Below are 20,153 nucleotides of genomic sequence, written 5' to 3'. Positions count from 1 at the left end.
CACTGCGGCAACACCTCTCCGCCCTCCCTGGCGTCCACGTCACCGACCCGCCCGCAGCGGGCGGGTCGGTGACGTGGACGCCAGGGAGGGCGGAGAGGTGTTGCCGCAGTGTGGCGGCGAGGGTGGCCAGGTGGCGGGCGACGGTGTCGACGCCGAGCGTGCCGAGGTCGGTCAGGGCGGCGCCGAGGCCGAGGCGCAACGCGTGTGCGGCTTCCCAGAGTTCGAAGCGTTTGGCGTCCGGGACCAGTTCCCAGCTCCGCTCGGCGGTCCAACGGGCGCCTCGGACATCGGGTGCCTCGGGGGCGAGCCGGTCCAGGAGCGGGCGGCGGACCGCGAGCAGACCCGTGCCGCGCGGGCCGCGCAGGAACTTGCGGCCGGTGCCGATGAGCAGGTCGCAGCCGATGACGCCCATGTCCACCGGCAGTTGGCCGAGTGACTGGGTGGCATCCAGCAGGTAGGGCACCCCATGCGTAGCGGCCAACGCGCCGATCGCGGCGGCGGGTTCGACCAGCCCCGATGAGGTCGGCACATGCGCGGCCGTCACCAGGGCGGCCGGTCCTGCCCGCAACGCTGTCTCCAGGGCCTCCAAATCCACCGCTCCGTCAGGGCCGTTGGGCAGCAGCTCGACCAGGACGCCGTGGTCGCGTTCGACCGACAGCAGGTGCAGCGCGCTGCTGACGTAACTGGAACGGGCCGCCAGCACCCGGTCGCCGGGCCGCAGGCGTAGCGCCGACACGGCCCGCTGCCAGCCGGCCGTCGCGCTCTCGACGAGGGCGACCTCCTCCAGCCGGGCGCCCAGGAGTTCGGCCGTACGCGCGTAGACGGCCTCCAGGGCGGGAGCCGCGTGTTTCGCGGCCTCGTAGCCGCCGGACAGGCTCTCCGCGCGCAGGTGGTCGATGACCGCCTCGACGGTGCCGTTGGCAAGCAGGGCCGCGCCGGCCGAATTGAAGTGGTGGCCGGTGAACGAGCCCGGCGTACGGGCGCGTTCGGCCGCGACGTTCAGGGTGCCCGGGGTCGGTGGGTTCGGGGGCGAGGCGGCCGTCCCGGCCGTCACGGGCGCGCTCACAGGGCGATCGTCACGCTCTTGAGCTCGGTGAACCCGTCGACGGCGGCGTCGCCGAGGTCCCTGCCGAGGCCTGACTGCTTCATCCCGCCGAAGGCCACGGCGGGGTCGAACTCGTTGTACGTGTTGACCCACACGGTCCCGGCCTCCAGCGCGGCGGCCGTGCGATGGGCACGGGCCAGACTGCCGGTCCAGACGCCGGCGGCGAGGCCGTACTCGCTGTCGTTGGCCAGCGTGATCGCCTCCTCCTCGCTGTCGAAGGGCATGATCGTGGCGACCGGGCCGAAGATCTCCTCCCGGGCGATCCGCATGTCGGGGGTGACCTCGGTGAACACCGTCGGTGGCACGAACCAGCCCGGGCCGTCCGGGAGTTCACCGCTCACGGCCACCTCGGCGCCCTCGGCGCGCCCGAGTTCGACATAACCCGTGACCCTGTCGAACTGCTCCTGCGACACCAGAGGACCGATGTTGATACCGCCCGTGAGGCCGGGACCGATCCGCAGCGCCTCCACCGCCGGCACCAGCCGGTCCAGGAACTCCTTGACGAGCGTGCGCTCCACCAGCAGCCTGCTGCCCGCCGTGCACATCTGCCCGGAGTGCCCGAACACCGCGCGCACCGCGTTCGGTACGGCCGCGTCGAGGTCGGCGTCGGCGAAGACGATGTTGGGGGACTTGCCGCCCAGTTCGAGCGTGAGCCGCTTCAACGACGGTGCCGCCGCGGCCATGATGTGCCGCCCGACCTCGGTGGACCCGGTGAAGGACACCTTGGCGACACCGGGATGGGCGACCAGTTCGGCCCCCGTACGGCCGTCGCCGGTAAGGACGTTGACCACACCCTCGGGCACGCCCGCCTCCAGGCACAGCGCGGCCAGCCGCAGCGCGGTGAGCGGGGTCTGCTCGGCGGGCTTGACGACGATCGTGCAGCCGGCGGCGAGGGCAGGGGCGAGCTTCCACGCGGCGATCATGAAGGGGAAGTTCCACGGCAGTACGGCGGCCACCACGCCCACCGGTTCGCGGACGCTGTACACATGCCGGTCGGGTCCGGCCGCGTGCACGGTGCCCTCCAGCCGGGTCGGGGTACCCGCGAAGTGACGGATGGCCTGCAGGCCCAACTCCACATCACCGCGGGCGCGTTCGATCGCCTTGCCGTTGTCCAGGGTGTCCAGCACGGCGAGTTGCTCGGCGTCGCGCTCCACCAGGTCGGCGAGGCGCAGCAGGACGTCACGGCGCTGCCGGGGCGGCAGTCCGCGCCAACGGCGGTCCCGGTGGGCGGTGTTGGCGGCCTCGACCGCCGCCGACACCTCGGCGGAGCCCGCTTGGACGACGGTGGTCAGCTGCTCCCGGGTCGCGGGGTCGAGCACCGGGATGCGTTCCGTCGCGGTGCCGGTGGTCCACTCGCCGCCGATGAGCATGGGCTCGCAGTCCGGCAGGTGGGGGATCACGATGCTGGGGTCCACGGTGTTCTCCTTCACGCCTGGCGTCCGGGACGGTGAGTGGGGTCGGGCCACGGCTCGCGCACCGCCGTGGACACCGCCCGGGCTGTGGTCAGGACGCAGCGGTCGAACTCCGCCTCGCCGTGCTTGGAGTTGGCGTCGGTCACGTCCCTGCCCCAGACCCCGGTCTCGCTGACCTGGTCCATGCGGTAGTCCCAGAACGAGTCGACGTCGACATGGGAGGTGGCCCGTTCCATCCGGACCAGCTCCGGTGCGAGGTGCAGCATCACGGACGTCTCGAAGAAGTTGGCGTGCATCAACGCCCGGCCGTAGGTGACGTGTCCGTCGACCTCGGGCCCCGGATACATCGTCACGTACCCCAACGCCCGTACCCGGGCGTCCCGGTGACGGACCCTCAGTTTCTCGGCCGACACGTCGAGCGCGCCGTTGTTCCAGATGTGCCCGTTCAGCAGGACGAACTGCCGTATCCCGGAGGCGTAGAGCGAGTCGATGACGTCCTCGACGACGGCGATCATGGTCTCCGGCCGCAGGGCCACCGTCCCGGCGAAGTCGCCGTGCGACGCGGACACCCCGAAGCTCAGGGGCGGGACGACGGGCACGCCGGTCAGGGCGGAGACGCCGAGGGCGACCGCCTCGCAGATTCTGGTGTCCACGGCGAGCGGGAGATGCGGGCCGTGCTGCTCGGTGGCGCCCACGGGGATGATGACGGCGTCCTGGGCCGCTGCCGTGGACTCCGCCTCCGCCCAGGTCAACTCCTCCCACAGCACCGGCGATCCGGAACCGCCCAACCGCGCGGCGAGTTCGGGGACATCGAGCCCGGTGGGGACGGTTCGTCCGGACGGACCGGTGACGAAGACGGACGACATGGCTCTCCTCTCCTCGGGACCGATGGCGTTCGTCATCGGCGTGGACTCTTCTCGGGACCGACGGCGTTCACCATCGGCGTCGGCTCTTCTCGGGCAGCAGGTCCAGGGCACGCAGCGGCACGGGCTTGTCCCCGTCGACCGTGGTGACCCACACGGTGGCGTCCGGGCAGTAGTCGCTGATGAGTTCACGGCACACCCCGCACGGCGCGATGATCCGGAACCACCCCGCCGGCTTGATCTGCACCGAGACCGCCGACGTGATGTTCAGCTCCGCCCCGGCGGGCAGGGCGCCCCGGGCGGTGCCCATGGCCACGCCCTCGGCGCAGATCGAGCTGCGCCGGCAGGAACCCTCCACATGCACGCCGGTGTGGACCCGGCCGTCCGCTGTGCGGAGCGCGGTCGCGACCTCGTGGCGGCCCGACTGCCACACCTTGGCCAGCAAGTGCTGTGCGACGGCGAGGAGTTCGACGTCGTCCTCGTCCATCGACGCCGGTACGGACACGGGCCGAACATCCACGGCGCTCATACCGTCAGCCCCAGCAGCCGGGCCATGTTGCCACCCTCGACCAGGGCCCGGTCCTTCTCGTCCTCGACCGCCTTCGCGATCTTCATCCGCTCCAGGTCGAAGTCGGAGCCGGGCCACTCGCTGCCCATCAGGATCTTCTCCGGCCCGAGGCGCGCATAGGCCCGCTTCACGTCGCTCATCAGCGTCGCCGACGTCTCCAGGTACACGTGCGGCTGTCGTTCGGCGACGATGATCGCCTCCGGCACGTTCCAGACCGCCCCCATGTGCGCGATGACCGTGGGGACTTGGGGGTGGTCCCGGGCGATCTCCTCGATGGCCAGCGGCGCGCAGAACGCGTCGTCGAGCGCGTTGATCAGCACCAGCAGCCCGCGCCGCGCGCACGCCTCGAAGACCGGGTCCAGCAGGCCGTGGTCGGCGACGTGGTAGCCGTGCAGGCTCGGGTGCAGCTTCAGCCCGACCAGACCCGCGTCGGCCATCCGGTCGATCTCGTCGAGCGCGTCGTCGGCCTGCGGCATCACCTGCCCGAACCCGAAGAACCGGTCCGGGTACGAGGCCACCAGCGAGGCGATGAAGTCGTTCTCGATGCGCTGCGCGAGCGAGCACACCATCGCCATGTCCACCCCGGCCGCGTCCATCCGGTCGAGGATGCGGCGCGGCTCGAAGGGCTTGTACGGCGGCGGGGCCTGGCCCTTGCGGGCGCCGGTGAGGTAGTCGGAACGGCCGCGGACGTCCTGAGTGGTGTTGTACGCGTCGATGATCAAAGCGGTTCGTCCTTACTCGCTACTCGCGACGTGCTGCTCGCTTGAGACCAGGGGCAGATGGCAGCGCACACTGCGGCCCGGCGCGATCTCACGCAGTTCGGGCGCGCTGGTGCGGCACCGGTCCGTGGCGATGGGGCACCGGGTGCGGAACAGGCAGCCCTCGGGCGGGTTCGCCGGATCGGGCAACTCGCCCTCCAGCACCTGCTGTTCGCGCGTGTCTCCGGGCCGCAGCACCGGAACGGAGGACAGCAGCGCCCGGCTGTAGGGATGCGCGGGGGCGGCGAAGAAGGCGTCACGGGAGGCGACTTCGATGATCTGGCCGAGATACATGACCGCGATCCGGTCGGCGATGTGCCGTACGACGCCCAGGTCGTGCGAGATGAACAGCATCGTCAGGCCCCGGTCGCGGACCAGGTCCGACAGCAGGTTCAGCACCTGGGCCTGGATCGACACGTCCAGGGCGGAGACCGCCTCGTCGGCCACCACGAACTGCGGGGACGAGGCCAACGCCCGTGCGATGCCGATGCGTTGACGCTGGCCGCCGGAGAACTCGTGCGGTCTGCGCCCGCCGGCCTCCGCGCCGAGACCGACCAGGTCGAGCAGTTCGGCCACCGCCTTCGCGGCCTCGGCGCGGGTGGCGCCGCGTGACCGCAGCAGCGGTTCGGCGACGATGTCGGCGATCCTGCGGCGCGGGTTCAGCGAACCGAACGGGTCCTGGAACACCATCTGCAACTCGGCCCGCGTACGGCGCAGTTGGCTACCGCGCAGCCGGGTGAGGTCGGTGCCGTCGAACTCGATCCGGCCCGAGGCGGATTCGATGACGCGCAACAGGGCGCGACCCAGCGTGGACTTCCCGCACCCCGACTCGCCGACCAGACCGAGGGTCTCGCCCTGGAGGATGTCGAGGTCGACGTCCCGCAGCGCCCTGACCCGGCCACCCGCCCGGCCCGGGTACTCGACACGCAGCTCGCGGGCCTGGATGAGCGTGGCGGTCATGCGATGCCTCCCTGGGAGCGGGCCGTGGCGCGGGCGGGGGAGGGCAGCACGCAGGCGTCGAGGTGACCGTCGTCGCCGTGCCGCTGCCGCAGCACGGGCCGCGCGGAACACGCGTCGTGGACGAACGGGCACCGGGGCGCGAACGCACAGCCGGAGGGCCGGTCCACCCCGGTCAGCGGGCTGCCCGCGATGGTCGGCAGCCGTCGTACGACAGGACCGTCGATCGGCGGGACGGAGCCCAACAACCCCATGGTGTAGGGGTGTTGGGGCTGGAACAGCACTTCCTCGCGCAGCCCCTGCTCCACGATCCGGCCCGCGTACATCACCGCCACCCGGTCCGCGACTTCGGCGACGACGCCCAGGTCATGGGTGATGAGCAGGACGGAGGTGCCGTGGTCGCGCTGGACGCGTTTGAGTACGGCGAGGACCTGGGCCTGGATCGTGACGTCCAGTGCTGTGGTGGGTTCGTCGGCGATGAGCACGGCGGGGTCGTTGGCCAGGCCCATGGCGATCATCACGCGTTGGCGCATGCCCCCGGAGAGCTGGTGGGGGTAGGCGCGGGCCGTGCGGTCCGGGCCGGCGATGCCCACCTCACCGAGCAACTCCACCGCGCGGCCCATCGCCTGACCCCGTGTCACATCGCGGTGGGCGCGGATCATCTCGGAGACCTGGGCGCCCGCCCGGTGCAGCGGGTTGAGCGCGGCCAGCGCGTCCTGGAAGACGACCGCGATGTCCTTGCCGCGCACACCGCGCAACTCCCGTTCCGACGCGGCCACGAGGTCACGGCCCTTGAAGGTCGCCTCACCGCTGATGTGGGTGCGGGGGCCGCGGTTCAGGCCGACGAGGCTCATCGACAGGGCGGACTTCCCGGATCCCGACTCGCCCACCAGCGCGAGGACTTCACCCTGGCGGAGGGTCAGGTCCACGCCGTCCACGGCGGGCAGCCGGCCGCCCGGAACGTCGAACTGGACGCGCAGGTCGCGGACTTCGAGCACCGGCGCGGACGTCATGAGCCCTCGCCCACGGCCACGGCAGCCGTGTGGATCAGGTCGGCGACACGCTCCGGCCACACCAGGGTCGTGTAGTGACTGCCCGGCACGTGCTCGACGGTGGCCTTCATCCGGGCCGCCATGTCGTTCTGGATCTCCGGGCGCAGGGTGCGGTCGTCGTCCGCGACCAGGTACCAACTGGGCAGGGTGCGCCAGGCCGGTTCGCCGGTCGGCTGCCTGAAGATGAGGTTGTCCGCCTTGCGTCCCTCCGCCTCCACCACGGCACGCTGTTCCGGCGAGAGATCGGGGCCTATCTCCGCCCAGAACGCCTCGCTCGTCTCGGACTTCCACTCACCGTTCGGGCCGCGCCGCATGTACTTGGAGATCTCGGCCTCCTCGTACCGCTCGACGATCTCGTTGACCGTCTCGCCCTCGTCAGGCCCGAACGCGGCTATGTAGACAAGTCCTTTGACCCGGGGATCACGGCCCACGTTGCTGATGACCGCGCCGCCGTAGGAATGCCCTGCCAGCAGCACCGGGCCCGTCGTCTGCGCCAACACGGCCGCCGTGTTGGCGACATCGTCCTCCAGCGAGGTCATCGGGTTGGTGACGGTGAACAGCCGGTGGCCGCGGGCAGTCAGCAGGGGCTGCACCGCAGACCAGGTCGTCGGCCGTCCGCCGGCGCCGTGGACCAGCACGATGTCCATGCGGGTCATCCTTTCCGTAGCCGCGGATCGAGGACCGTGTACAGCAGGTCCACCGCGTGGTTGACCAGGGTGAAGAGGAGGGCGATGGCGAGGGCGGCGCCCTGCACGACGGGGTAGTCGCGTTGCAGGACGCCCTGAACGAGCAGGCGGCCGACCCCGGCGTAGGAGAAGACGGTCTCGGTGATCACCGATCCGCCCAGCAGCGAGCCGAACTGGAGCCCGAGGACGGTCACGATGGGCAGCCAGGAGTTGCGGAGCACGTGGTGGCGGATCACCACGCTCTCGCTGAGGCCCTTCATCCGGGCGGTCCGCACGAAGTCGTCGTCGAGGACCTCCAGCACGGAGGCGCGCACGATGCGGGTGATGAACCCGGCCATCGACAGTGCCAACGTGACGGCGGGCAGGATCAGATGCTGGATCCAGGGCCACACCAGCTCGGGGCGGTTCTGGAGAATCGCGTCCAGGAGAACGAAGTTGGTGGTCGGGTTGTAGTCCAGCGAGCTGGGCAGCCGGCCCAGGACGGGGAGCCAGCGCAGCCACACGCCGAACACGACGATGCCGAGCACCCCGAGCGCGAACCAGGGGAGCGAGAAACTCACCGTGGCCACGGCCCGCGTCGACTGGTCGATCCAACTGCCCTTGCGCAGCGCGGCGATGACACCGGTGACGACCCCGAGCAGGACCGCGATCGTCATCGCCGCCAGCGTCAGCTCGATCGTGGCGGGGAGGGCGTCGCCGAGCAGACCCAGGACGCTGTTGGAGCCGTAGAACGAGGTGCCGAGCCGGAGATGCACCAGGTCGTTGAGGAAGCTGCCGTACTGGACGAGGAGGGGTCGGTCGAGGCCGAGTGCCTTGTTGACGCGTGCCTCGTTGGCGGCCAGTTGGGACGCGGAGAGGTTGTTGCCGCCGGCCGCGAGCGAGGTCGCCGGCGAGCCGGGGAGCAGGCGCATCGCGAGGAACACCAGGCTGGCCAGCGCGAACAGGACGACGGGGATGACCGCGAGCCGTCGTAGGACCAACAGGGCTGTTCCCGCTGCCCACTTGGGCCTGCGGACGGTGAGCAGGGCGGTGGTCACGCCGGCCCCCGTACGTCGAGCGCGTCGCGCAGGTCGTCGCCCACGAAGTTGCAGGCGACGACGAAGAGAAGCGTGAACGTCGCGGGCAGGACGACCAGTCGGGGTGCCGTGTAGAGGAACTCCTGGCCCGCCTGGACCATGTATCCCCAGTCGGGCTGCGGGGGTTGGATGCCGAGGCCGAGGTAGGACAGGCCGGCGGCGAAACCGGCCGCGATCGAGAGGGTCATGACGACCTGGGCGAGCATCGGTCCTGCGATGTTCGGGAGGAGTTCGCGGGCGAGGATGCGCGGGGTGCGGGTGCCGCCCAGTTTGGAGGCGACGACGTAGTCCCGGGCGGCCTCGCGGGCGGTCAGGGCGCGGGCCAGCCGGGCAAGACCCGGCGCGAGGGACACCCCGATGCCGAAGACCAGACTGACCGTGCCCGGCCCCGCTGCCGCCACCAGCAGGATCACGAGCAGGATGGACGGGAACGCGAGCGCGAGATCCACGATCCGCATCAGCACCTGCTCCACGACACCGCCCGCATACCCGGCGACGAGCCCGATCCCGGTGCCGACGATCGCCGCGAGCGCGGTCGCCGCGAACGCCACCAGCAGCAACGGCCGGGCGCCGTGCACGAGTCTGGCGAACTCGTCCCGGCCCAGGTCGTCCGTGCCGAACAGATGCCCCGCCGAGCCCATCGGCAACAGCGCCGACGAGGTCTGCCGCAGCGGATCCGCCTGCACGAACAGCGGCCCCACGACGGCCACCAGGACCAGCACGATCAGGACGAGCCAGGCCAGCACGGCCGGCCAGGACCGAGCCAACCGGCGGCGACGCCATACGGCGAGGACCATCCGCCCGATCGACGGGGACGAGGAGGGCCCTACGGTCGCCACGGGTGGTGGAGCGGTCGTGGTGTCAGACACTGGCCTTCTCCATGTAACAGCGGTGGTTGGCCAGCGCCGCCGTGTTCATGTGCTTCACGTGCGAGCCGCTCACCACGAGGTTGGCGAAGCAGGCCAGCATCGACAGCACCATGTAGTCCTCGGCCCACCGGCGCTGGATCTTCGTGTAGGCAGCCGTGCGCTGCGCACCGAGGGGCAGGTTCTTGGCAGTGTCCAGCTCCGCCTGGAGCGAGGCGGCGTCCTTGAGCGTGTCCATGCCGGTGATCGTCGCGCCGTAGAGCCCGGTGGGACTGGCCATGGCGCCGACCATGTCGTTGGCGTCCGGGACGTAGGTGTTGCGCTCCCAGATCATCAGGTCGTGGTAGTCGTCCTTGCCGTCGAGGAGTCGGGTGAAGTAGGTGGCCGGGTCGACTGAGGTGGTGACCACCTTGAAGCCGACGTCGGTGAGGTTCTGGGCGACGATCTGCGCGGCCTTCGGGTGCCAGGAGTCGCTCGCCGCCATGAGCCGGATACGGCGGCCGCCCGCCCCCGCCTCGGCGACGAGCTTCTTCGCCTTGGCGGTGTCCTGGGTGCTGAGGTCGGCGAGGCTGGTGTCGTACCCGCTCTGCGCGGGCGGGATCGCGTAGCCCCCGGGCAGCGCGCCGACGCCGTAGAAGGCCTGGTCGAGGATGGACTTGCGGTCGATCGCGAGGTTGATGGCCTGGCGGACCTTGAGCTCGGGGACGCGGCGGGCGTCGATCATCAGGATGGCGTTGGCGTTGTACGGCGTCTTGTAGACCGTCACCGAGTCGTCCTTGCGCAGCTGTGCGGCCGCGGAGTACGGGGTGAACTGGGTGGCCGAGATGTCGCCGCTGAGCAGGGAACTGACGATCGTCGACGGGTCCTGGACCTGGCGCAGCACCAGCCGGTCGACGGGGGGTCTGCCCAGGCGGAAGTCGTCGAAGGCCGTGAGGGTGATCGACTGGCCGGAGGTGGCGGCGGAGAAGGCGAAGGGGCCGGTGCCGACGAGGTGTTTGCCGATGTCGGCGCCGTACTTCTTGAGCGCGGCCTGGGAGATGATGCGGCCGCCGATGTCGGAGAGCTGGCCCAGGGTGGTGCGGTCCGGCTTCTTGAGGACCATCTTGACGGTGAGGTCGTCCGGGGCGGTCAGTGAGGCGACGTTCGCGCCGAGGTCGGACAGCGGGCGGGTGGCGCCCTTGGGCAGCGTCTTGTCCTTCTCGTCGAACTGCCGGCCCAGGCTGGCCAGGACGTCCGCCGAGGTCAGCGTGGTGCCGTCGTGGAACTTGACGCCCTCGCGCAGGGCGAAGGTGTACGTGAGCTGGTCGTCGGAGATCGTCCAGCTCTTGGCCAGGTCCGGGGTGGGCTCGTTGGTCTCGAAGGAGATGAAGGTCAGGCCCCGGCAGATGCAGTCGACGGCCATCCAGTCGCCCAACGAGGTGTAGAACGACGGGTCGTTGACCGCGCTGGTGGCATCGATGGCCAGGGTCAGCGTGCCGCCCTTGCTGCTTCCCTTGGCGTCGTCGGCCGCAGCACCGCAGGCACTCAGCAGGGCGGGGAGCCCGAAGCCGACTCCCACGCCGAGGAGCCCCGCGCCCCGGAGCATGGTGCGGCGCGACGCCGTCGACGGGGCGGAGCCGGGTGAGGACGATCCAGCTGACTGGTCCGGCATGTGGGCCTCCTTGGGCACCGATCCTCGAATAATGGATCTCAAAGTGTTGAGATTGGATCCAAAAACATGTTCACGGGCCACAGGGTCTCTCTCGTGTCCCGGGTGTTAAAGGCGTGTGAACCGAGCTGTGGCTGAGATCCGGTCACTACCGGCTACGCGCCGGACAGTCCTCGACGGCGCATCAACTCCGGCCAGACCACGGGGTCATGACCGGGGACGAGCTCGTAGCCGCGTTCGGCGGCGATGCGCTTGAGGCGGCGGATGGGCTCGACGGTGCTCTCCGGATCGACACCGATCGAGGCGCCGATCGGGCGCTCGTGCTCGATGTTCTCGGTGAGATCGGCGGCGTCGAAGGCGAACACGAAGCCGCCGCCGTCCGCGAGATCGACGACGAAACTCTGGTGTCCGGGAGTGTGCCCGGCGGTCAGTACGGCGGTCACGCCGGGCGCGATCTCCGCGTCGCCATCGGCCTGTCGCCAGTCGATCCGCGGGTCGTCGAAGTCGACGCGGAAGATCGAGTGGCGCTCGACATCGGGCCGCCCGGACAGGCCGTAGGAGAGTTCCTCGTGTTGTACGTGCACCGGCACCCGCCCCGCGAAGTGCTTGAGTCCGCCCGCGTGGTCGGCGTGCAGATGACTGACGGCCACCGCGTGGATCGCGTCCATCGGGATGCCGGCCGCGTCGAGGGCCTCCTCCAGGGGCTCGCCGGGGCCCGGCAGGATCGGCCGGTAGTTGGGGGAGCCGTAGAAGCGGCGGCGCAGGGCCGGGTCCCGGATCAGTGCCGTGTTGAAGCCGGTGTCGAGCAGCAGCCAGCCGCCGTCGCACTCCAGGAGCACGGCCGGTACGGGTTCACGCAGCCGCTCCTCGTACGGGGCGCCGTGCACGGAGACGGACTTGGGGAGCTCCTCCCAGCCCAGCAGCAGGGGCACGATCCTGCGTACGCCGTGACGGGTCATGAGGGGTGCGGGTGGGGAGGCTGACGCATCGGCGTGATCCGTTCCGGGAGTGCATCATGGGCGCCTGCGGGAGTGGGGGCTCGCCTGCGCGGGGATGGGCCATGGGGATCCACACTTTAAGTATGTGGATCCCAAAGGCGGTTGCGGAGAGGTGAACAAGTTCTCTCCCCACTCCCTCCTCAGCCTGTCCTGCCGCGCAGCGTCTCCTTCTTGGCCCGGTTTCCGCAGGTGCCCATGGAGCACCAACGGCGGTTTCCGGGGCGGGAGATGTCCAGGAACAGTGCTCCGCAGTTCGGCCCCGCGCAGTTGCGGAGGCGGGCGAGCGACGGGGAGGTGACGAGGTCCAGGGCGTCGCGGGCGACGAGGGCGAGGGTGGCCCGGACGGGGTCTTCGGCGTGCTGCGTGAGGTGCCCCGCCGAGGTGAGCTGCGGTACGGGGACGGCGTGCGCGGCGGCCGAGTTGACCCGCTCGCGGGAGGGGGCGTCGGGCATTCGGCCGGCCCGTGCGGCGGTGATCAGGGCGTGGACGGCCTCCCGTAGCTCCCGCGCGTTCGCGGCATCGGGACGCCCCGTGGCGTCGGCGCAGGGGCCGCACTGCCGCACCCACGCCAACAGGGCCTCGGCGTCCGGGAGTTCCTCCACCATGTCGGGGGAACCGCGGTGCCGCAGGGTGCGGACGAAGTCCAGGCAGAGGCGCCCGGCGCCCTGGCGGAAGCGGGGAGTTGCTGGCACGGGCCCACCCTACCTCCGTAGAACCGGTTTAAGCGGTGCCACGGGACAGGCTCGCCTGCTACCGTCACCCGAACCAGTCAAACCGGTTCTCGCGTGAGGTGTGTCCGTGCCCCGCTGGGTGATCCTCGTTCTGTCCCTCGCCTGCGGTGTGGGCGTCTCGACCATCTACTTCCCGCAGGCGATCAGCTCGCTCGTCGCCGCCGACCTGCGCGTCTCCACGGGCTCGGCCGCCCTCGTCGTCACGGCGGCCCAGTTCGGGTACGCGGCCGGCATCTTCCTCCTCGTCCCCCTCGGCGACCGGCTCCCGCACCGCCCCCTGATCGTCACCCTGCTCACGCTCACCGCCGCCGGACTGCTCGCCGCGAGCGCCGCGCCCGCGCTCCCGGTCCTCGTCGCCGCGAGCGCGGTCACCGGCGTGACGACCGTCGTGCCGCAGATCATCATCCCGATGGCCGCCGGACTCGTACCCGCCGAACGCCGCGGAGCCGTCACCGGCACGCTCCTCAGCGGCCTGATCGGCGGCATCCTCCTGGCCCGTACCTTCAGCGGCACCCTCGGCGAGAGGTTCGGCTGGCGGGCGCCGTACGTCGTCGCGGCGGTGATCGTCCTGGCCCTGGCCGCGGTCCTCTCCCGGGCCGTCCCGGACACCGAGCCGTCCACGCACCTCAGTTACCCGTCCCTGATAGCCGCGCCGCTGCGCCTCCTGCGCACCGAACCCGCCCTCCGCCGCTCCTGCCTCTACCAGGCCACCGTATTCGCCGGCTTCAGCGCCGCCTGGACCACGCTCACCCTGCTCGTCACCGGACCGACCTACGCCATGGGTGCCCAGGCGGTGGGCGTCCTCGGACTGGTCGGCGCGGCCAGCATGTTCAGCACCCCGTTCGCCGGCCGCCTCGCCGACCGCAGGGGTCCCGACACGGTCAGCCTCCTCGCCATGCTCGGCACGATCGCGTCGGCGGCCGTGCTCGTACCGGCCTACGGCGGCGGCACCACCGGCCTGCTGGCCCTGGCCGCGGGCATGCTGCTGCTCGACGTGGCCGTCCAGTCCGGCCAGGTCGCCAACCAGGCCCGCATCTTCGCCCTGCGGCCCGAGGCCCGGGCGCGAATCAACACCGCTTACATGACCTGCGCGTTCCTCGGCGGCAGCGCGGGTTCCTGGCTCGGCGTGCGCACGTACGACCGGTTCGGCTGGCGGGGTGTGACGGGCCTGGTCGCCGCGCTGGCCGTGGTCGCGCTGGCCCGGCACCTGCACCACGTACGCCGTGCACAGCGCGGTGGGAGGCGACCGGACCGGTCAGGATTCGAGAAGCGCGAGTCCACGCGCCGCCCGTAGCGTGACCGCCATGGACGTCACCGCGCATCGATGCCGGAAGCGGACGTACCGCTCGAAGCTTGGTTAGATCGAGCCGGGCGATGACCGCTGATCGACTGTCGGCGGCCCGGCGCAAACGGAGGGAAGACACGATGAGCAAGGCCACGAGGACGGATACGCGGTCGTCCGCGCCGCACGCTGCCGACACCCATGACCTGATCCGCGTGCACGGGGCGCGCGAGAACAATCTCAAGGACGTCAGCATCGAGATCCCGAAGCGTCGGCTGACGGTGTTCACCGGTGTCTCCGGCTCGGGCAAGAGCTCGCTCGTGTTCGACACGATCGCCGCCGAGTCGCAGCGGCTCATCAACGAGACGTACAGCGCCTTCGTGCAGGGATTCATGCCGACCCTCGCCCGGCCCGAGGTCGACGTCCTCGACGGGCTGACCACCGCGATCATCGTCGACCAGCAGCGACTGGGCGCCGACCCGCGCTCCACGGTCGGCACCGCCACCGACGCCAACGCCATGCTGCGCATCCTCTTCAGCCGGCTAGGCAAGCCGTACCTCGGCTCGCCCAAGGCGTTCTCCTTCAACGTCGCCTCGATCAGCGGCGCGGGCGCGGTCACCATGGAACGCGGCGGCCAGAAGGTGAAGGAGCGCCGCAGCTTCAGCATCACCGGCGGCATGTGCCCGCGCTGCGAGGGCCGCGGCTCGGTCACCGACCTCGACCTCACCCAGCTCTTCGACGACTCCAAGTCCCTCGCGGAGGGCGCGATCACGGTGCCCGGCTACACGGGCGGGGGCTGGAACTCGCGCCTCTACACCGAGTCCGGCTTCTTCGACCCGGACAAGCCGATCCGCAGGTTCACCAAGAAGGAACTGCAGGACTTCCTGCACCGCGAGCCGACCCGGATGAAGATCGCGGGCATCAACATGACCTACGAAGGTCTGGTCCCGCGTATCCAGAAGTCGATGCTCGCCAAGGACCGGGAGGGCATGCAGCCGCACATCCGGGAGTTCGTGGACCGCGCGGTCACCTTCACCGTCTGCCCCGAGTGCGACGGCACCCGCCTCAACGAGGGCGCCCGCTCGTCGAAGATCAAGGGCATCAGCATCGCCGATGCCTGCGCCATGCAGATCAGCGACCTGGCCGAGTGGGTCCGCGGCCTCGACGAACCGTCGGTGGCACCGCTGCTCACCGCACTGCGGCAGGCCCTCGACTCGTTCGTGGAGATCGGCCTCGGCTACCTCTCGCTCAACCGGCCCGCCGGCACGCTGTCCGGCGGTGAGGCACAGCGCGTCAAGATGATCCGCCACCTCGGCTCCTCGCTCACCGACGTCACGTACGTCTTCGACGAGCCCACCATCGGACTGCACCCGCACGACATCCAGCGCATGAACGACCTGCTGCTGCGCCTGCGCGACAAGGGCAACACCGTGCTCGTCGTGGAGCACAAGCCGGAGACCATCGCGATCGCCGACCACGTCGTCGACCTCGGCCCCGGCGCCGGTACCGCGGGCGGCACCGTCTGCTTCGAGGGCACCGTCGAGGGACTGCGCACCGGCGGCACCATCACCGGCCGGCACTTCGACGACCGGGCCAAGCTGAAGGAGTCGACCCGCAAGCCCGCCGGCACCCTGGAGATCCGGGGCGCCGCGACCAACAACCTCCAGGACGTCGACGTCGACATCCCGCTCGGCGTCCTCGCCGTCATCACCGGAGTCGCGGGCTCCGGCAAGAGCTCGCTCGTGCACGGGTCGATCCCGGCCGGCGAGAACGTGGTCTCCGTCGACCAGGGCGCCATCCGCGGATCGCGCCGCAGCAACCCGGCGACATACACCGGACTCCTCGAACCGATCCGCAAGGCGTTCGCGAAGGCCAACGGCGTGAAGCCGGCCCTGTTCAGCGCCAACTCCGAGGGCGCCTGCCCCACCTGCAACGGCGCCGGGGTCATCTACACCGACCTGGCGATGATGGCCGGCGTGGCGACCACCTGCGAGGACTGCGAAGGGAAACGGTTCGACGCCTCGGTCCTTGAGTACCACTTCGGCGGCCGTGACATCAGCGAGGTGCTCGCGATGTCGGTGACCGAGGCCGAGGAGTTCTTCGGCGCGGGCGAAGCGGCGACACCGGCCGCACACCGGATCCTGACCCGGCTCGCCGACGTCGGCCTCGGCTATCTCAGCCTCGGCCAGCCGCTCACCACCCTCTCCGGCGGCGAACGCCAGCGCCTCAAGCTGGCCACCCACATGTCCGAGAAGGGCGGCGTCTACGTCCTCGACGAGCCCACCGCCGGCCTCCACCTCGCCGACGTGGAGCAACTGCTCGGCCTGCTCGACCGGTTGGTCGACTCCGGCAAGTCGGTCATCGTCGTAGAGCACCACCAGGCGGTCATGGCCCACGCCGACTGGATCATCGACCTCGGGCCCGGAGCCGGGCACGACGGCGGAAAGATCGTCTTCGAGGGAACACCGGCCGACCTGGTCGGGGCCCGGTCGACGCTCACGGGGGAGCACCTGGCGGCGTACGTCGGCGCCTGAGCCCCACAGTTCCGGCGGTCGCCGTCAGCGCAGGGTGGCGACCGCCGTGCCGTGCGGGACTTCCTCGGCGCGGTCCCACGACCAGCCGTTCTCGACCACGAGCGTGCGCCACCCGGTGGGACCGAACCAGTGCCAGAGGAGATCGCCGGTCTCCTTCGCCGAGTGGGGCGGCGGGGAGTCAGGGTGTGCAGATGGCGGGCGGCGGTGTGCAACGCGTCCCGGTACGCGGCCGTCATGCGCTCCCACAGCGCCTCGCTGTCCTCATGGACGGGCAGTGCCTTGTGGACCGCGTCCGGGCTCCGCAGTTCGAGCAGATCCCTCATGGTCTGTTCGTAGCCGGAGGCGATCACCGCCCGGTCGACGACCCGATTCAGGATGTCGCTCTCGCTGCCGACGCTCGCGAAGACGGTCTTCGAGGCGACACCGGCCGCCGAGGCGAGCGGGAGACCCGCGCTACGACGGCATCGGGCACAACGTGCAGCAGGAGGCTCCGGAGGCGTTCGCGCGGGCAGTGCTGGACGCCGATCGCCTCTGGCGAGTCTGGTGGTGACGGAAGTTCGTCCGAGAGCGGAGGAGCACCCCGTGGACATGAAGCTCGAAGCCGTCGTGGTGCCGGTCGGGGACGTGGACCGGGCCAAGGATTTCTATACGGCGCTGGGCTAGCGGCTCGACGCCGACGCCGCCCACGACGAACTCAAACGGCTCGGCTGCTCGTTCGTGTCGTTCGGAGACTCGGACGGCAACGGCTGGGTTCTGCAGGAGATCACCGCCCGGCTCCCGGGCCGCCGCAGCGCACGGTGAGCACGAGGCGCGCACCGGCGCGGAGGATCCGGACTGGCCTGACCGGTATGCGCAGTTCATGGTGCGGGAGCGGGCGGGTACCTAGTTGCCGACGTGAGCGTGTCGGGGCCGCCAGCGCTGCCGACGGCACCGCTCCCCGCCGCGCCGACCGGGCGTCCCGCCGCCGTGAACAGCGCTGGGCACACTGAGGGGTTGTTTGTCGGAGATTTCCGGATGATGACCCAAACGGGCCGCGCCCGGGAAGACTGGCGGTGTGTCAGAGATACGAACAGCCGTGGATCGTCTGCTGGTGCGTGCTGAGGCGGCGTGGACTCCGCACGTCGAGCGGCATGTGGCCGGCGCCGGTGGGAATCCGGACAGTTGGCTGCCTGCCGCGGCCGGGCTCCTGCGTGCCTCCTGGGCCGAGGGCGGCCGGGACTGCGCGGTGGCCGCGGTGGCCGTGCTGGAGTACGCGCTCGACGTGGGGGAGCGGCGGGACCCGCGGCGTCCCCGCTGGGTGCTGCACCTGTGGCTGGCCGAGCGCACGCTGTCGCAGCGGTTCGAGGACTACCGGTTGTCGAACGAGGTCCACCACCACCTCGCCGCCCAGACGCAGGGGCGGCCTGCGGACGATCCGGTGTCCGTCGCGGCCAGCTACCCGGAGGAGCCCCCGCCCAGCCACTTCGAGCCGCCCCGGCCGTCGCACCCGCACGCCGTACGGCTGGCCGAGGGGCTTCCGGCGGCCGATCTGGTCCGGCCCTGTCTGCTGGCCCGGCTCGCGCAGTCCGCGTTCTTCCGCGTCGAGTCGGGGGACATGGCTGTCCTCGCGGACGCCGGACGGTGGGCCGACGCGGCGTTCGCCGGCATCACCGCAGACCATCTGGAGGCCGGCCTCGTCAGCGCCACCGTCGTCCACGCGTCCCTGGTACGGCTCCGCGACAGGCCGAGCGACACACGGCCCGTCGAACTGGCGCTGCGCGGAGGCCGGTCGGCGCTGCGGGCGGTCGAGTACGCCCGGCGCCACGGCACCGCCCCGGTCGACGCCGAGGCCGCCTCGGCGCATCTCATGTTCTCCCTCGCCCTCAGCATGTCCGTGCCGTTCCATCCCGAGGAGGAGGTGATCGACGAGGCCATCGCCCAGCTGGAGGCGTTCCGGGCCTGCGGGCCACCCGACGACAACGGGATCTACGCCGGGAACATGCCGGCGCTGCTGAGCGCGAGGGCCCTCCTCACCAAGTCGCCCGCCGATCTCCGGCGCGCCGACGAACTGTGGGCCGCGCTCCAGCGGGACCTGCCGCCGGACCACCCCCTGCTACCGCATATCGCCGACAAGCGCACCGCGTGCGCCGAGTTGGCGAAGATGCTCAAGTGGATGCCGATCGACGGCGCCCAACTGCTGCGGCTCGTGGCCCCGATGCTGGGCCGGCTGCTGAGCGGGGTGCAACTGCCCCCCGTCCGGATGTCAGCCCCCATGGGCCGCCCCGGGGTCCGTTCGCCCGGCCCCGGCCCGGCCGACTTCGCCCCGTTCACCGGCGGCACCCGGCCCGCCTCGGCGGACGCCGGACCCGGTCGCACGGGGGCTGCCGACCTCGTCTGGCCGCCCGGGCCACCCGCTGACGCCGGGCCCGCGGAGCCGGCCACCGCGGCGGACCTCGACGCGCTGCCGCCGGACGCCGCGGCCGTGCGGGCCGCCCTGCTGGGCGCCGGTGCCAGCGATCCGCGTCGACTGGCCCTGGCCGTCGACCAGTTGAAGGCCGCGCTGGCCGGGCAGCTGCCCGACGGGCGGCGCGGATTCTTCGCCTCCACCCTCGTGCAGTTCCTGGCCGCGCAGTTCACCTTCAGCGAGCGCCACGAGGACCTGGAACGGGTGGTGCGGTGCGGCGACGAGCAGCTGGCCCTGCTGTCGCCCACGAGTCCGCGGTACATCGAGCTGTTGTGCTCGGTGGAGATGCACCGGCACGCCTACGGGATGGTGCGTCAGGACGAGGGGACGGTCGCCCGGGCCTCCGACGCGCTGGCCTGGGCGGTCGGCAGGCTGCCGGAGATGTCGGCGACCTGGCTCGGCTGCGTCATCCTCTACGCGGACGCGCTGTCCGGCGTCTCCTGCATGCGCCGGGACGTCTCCGGCGCCCAGGAGGCGGTACGGCTCGTCGAACTGGCCGCGAGGGCCCTCGACGAACTGCCGGGCCGGCCGGAGTACTCACCTGAGCCGGCCGCACTGCGCGAACAGCTCCGCCCCGCCCTGGCGACCGTCACCGAGTTGGTCCGCACCGCCTTCGACGATCTCACCGGGTACCGCTACGGCGATCCCGAGCCCAGCTCCTGGGACCCGGCCACCGAACGGGCGCTGCCGCCCCGGGCCCGCTTCGAGAACGCGCGGACCGCGCTCGGTGCGGCGGTGAACAGCCGCAACTGGCCCCGGGCGACCGACGCCGCCGAAGCCGCGCTGGAAGCCCTGCCGCTGGTGGTGTCCCAGGCGCTGCACCGCGACGACCGCCAGGCCGTCCTGCGCGCCGCGCTGCTCGGCCGCCGCTATCAGGGCCCGGGCGGTGCCGGCCGCACCGCCGACCTCCCGGACCGGCTCGCCGGGACGAGCCTGGCCCGTACCGCGTGCGCGGTGGCGCTCGCCGCGGGCCGCACCGAACAGGCGGCGTCTCTGCTGGAACAAGGGCGGGCGGTGCTGATGGGACAGGACCTCCAGGCCCGCAGCGACGACGCCGACCTCGCCGCGGCCCATCCACGGGTGGCCCGGGAGTTCACCGACCTCGCCCGCCGACTGCGGGAGACGGAGAGTGGGAGCGCGCCGGGCGGGGCGGGCACGGCGCGCTCCCACTCTC

The 20,153-nt window shown here is 71.2% G+C and carries 16 protein-coding genes and 1 pseudogene; 3 read left to right on the top strand and 14 right to left on the bottom strand.

The features are described from left to right. The 13 genes from AC31A1_RS23915 to AC31A1_RS23855 all read right to left on the bottom strand — a co-directional run. Positions 1-1,066: aminotransferase class V-fold PLP-dependent enzyme (locus AC31A1_RS23915; protein WP_489655279.1), on the bottom strand; the 1,066-nt coding region annotated here is incomplete at its 3' end. Beyond that, positions 1,063-2,520: an aldehyde dehydrogenase family protein gene (locus AC31A1_RS23910; RefSeq protein ID WP_489655278.1), complete on the bottom strand. Its 1,458-nt coding sequence runs from the start codon at positions 2,518-2,520 to the stop codon at positions 1,063-1,065. The genes AC31A1_RS23910 and AC31A1_RS23915, both read right to left, overlap by 4 nt. Before the next feature lie 11 nt (positions 2,521-2,531). Then, a complete protein-coding gene (locus tag AC31A1_RS23905; protein WP_489655277.1) occupies positions 2,532-3,419 on the bottom strand; it encodes a creatininase family protein in 888 nt (295 codons plus the stop codon). Between the two features lie 31 nt (positions 3,420-3,450). Then, complete coding sequence (locus AC31A1_RS23900) at positions 3,451-3,885, bottom strand: cytidine/deoxycytidylate deaminase family protein (RefSeq protein WP_489655276.1); 435 nt, start codon at positions 3,883-3,885, stop codon at positions 3,451-3,453. Positions 3,886-3,905: 20 nt separating this feature from the next. Beyond that, positions 3,906-4,670: an amidohydrolase family protein gene (locus AC31A1_RS23895; protein ID WP_489655275.1), complete on the bottom strand. Its 765-nt coding sequence runs from the start codon at positions 4,668-4,670 to the stop codon at positions 3,906-3,908. A 12-nt stretch (positions 4,671-4,682) separates the two neighbouring features. Further along, a complete protein-coding gene (locus AC31A1_RS23890; RefSeq protein WP_489655274.1) occupies positions 4,683-5,666 on the bottom strand; it encodes an ABC transporter ATP-binding protein in 984 nt (327 codons plus the stop codon). Continuing rightward, positions 5,663-6,676 carry an ABC transporter ATP-binding protein gene (locus AC31A1_RS23885; protein WP_489655273.1) on the bottom strand — a complete coding sequence of 338 codons (1,014 nt, stop codon included), beginning with the start codon at positions 6,674-6,676 and terminating at the stop codon, positions 5,663-5,665. Before AC31A1_RS23885 ends, AC31A1_RS23890 begins: the two co-directional genes overlap by 4 nt. Continuing rightward, on the bottom strand, positions 6,673-7,362 hold the full coding sequence (locus tag AC31A1_RS23880; protein ID WP_489655272.1) for an alpha/beta hydrolase: 690 nt from the start codon (positions 7,360-7,362) through the stop codon (positions 6,673-6,675). Before AC31A1_RS23880 ends, AC31A1_RS23885 begins: the two co-directional genes overlap by 4 nt. A gap of 5 nt (positions 7,363-7,367) precedes the next feature. Then, entirely contained in the window at positions 7,368-8,438 is a 1,071-nt protein-coding gene (locus AC31A1_RS23875) for an ABC transporter permease (protein WP_489655271.1), read from the bottom strand. Beyond that, positions 8,435-9,346: an ABC transporter permease gene (locus tag AC31A1_RS23870; protein WP_489655270.1), complete on the bottom strand. Its 912-nt coding sequence runs from the start codon at positions 9,344-9,346 to the stop codon at positions 8,435-8,437. Before AC31A1_RS23870 ends, AC31A1_RS23875 begins: the two co-directional genes overlap by 4 nt. Next, positions 9,339-10,994: an ABC transporter substrate-binding protein gene (locus AC31A1_RS23865; RefSeq protein ID WP_489655269.1), complete on the bottom strand. Its 1,656-nt coding sequence runs from the start codon at positions 10,992-10,994 to the stop codon at positions 9,339-9,341. Before AC31A1_RS23865 ends, AC31A1_RS23870 begins: the two co-directional genes overlap by 8 nt. Before the next feature lie 152 nt (positions 10,995-11,146). Continuing rightward, positions 11,147-11,950 (bottom strand): N-acyl homoserine lactonase family protein, encoded by an 804-nt coding sequence (locus AC31A1_RS23860; RefSeq protein WP_489655268.1) that lies wholly within the window; start codon positions 11,948-11,950, stop codon positions 11,147-11,149. 179 nt (positions 11,951-12,129) lie between these two features. Next, positions 12,130-12,681: a CGNR zinc finger domain-containing protein gene (locus AC31A1_RS23855; RefSeq protein ID WP_489655267.1), complete on the bottom strand. Its 552-nt coding sequence runs from the start codon at positions 12,679-12,681 to the stop codon at positions 12,130-12,132. Between the two features lie 106 nt (positions 12,682-12,787). Here AC31A1_RS23855 and AC31A1_RS23850 point away from each other — a divergent pair, with 106 nt between their 5' ends. Next, positions 12,788-14,014, top strand: coding sequence for an MFS transporter (locus tag AC31A1_RS23850; protein WP_489655266.1), 1,227 nt, complete (start codon positions 12,788-12,790; stop codon positions 14,012-14,014). Positions 14,015-14,145: 131 nt separating this feature from the next. Further along, positions 14,146-16,536, top strand: a complete 2,391-nt coding sequence (locus tag AC31A1_RS23845) for an ATP-binding cassette domain-containing protein (RefSeq protein ID WP_489655265.1) — start codon at positions 14,146-14,148, stop codon at positions 16,534-16,536. A gap of 24 nt (positions 16,537-16,560) precedes the next feature. Here AC31A1_RS23845 and AC31A1_RS23840 read toward each other — a convergent pair whose 3' ends face one another. Next, entirely contained in the window at positions 16,561-16,782 is a 222-nt protein-coding gene (locus AC31A1_RS23840) for a hypothetical protein (protein WP_489655264.1), read from the bottom strand. Between the two features lie 808 nt (positions 16,783-17,590). Here AC31A1_RS23840 and AC31A1_RS23835 point away from each other — a divergent pair. Beyond that, positions 17,591-20,153, top strand: a pseudogene (locus tag AC31A1_RS23835) (hypothetical protein); the annotation flags it as partial.

Source organism: Streptomyces sp. P5F9 (genome assembly GCF_057961495.1).
Note: the sequence above shows the minus strand (reverse complement) of the source record. Positions and strands in the feature narration are given on the sequence as shown.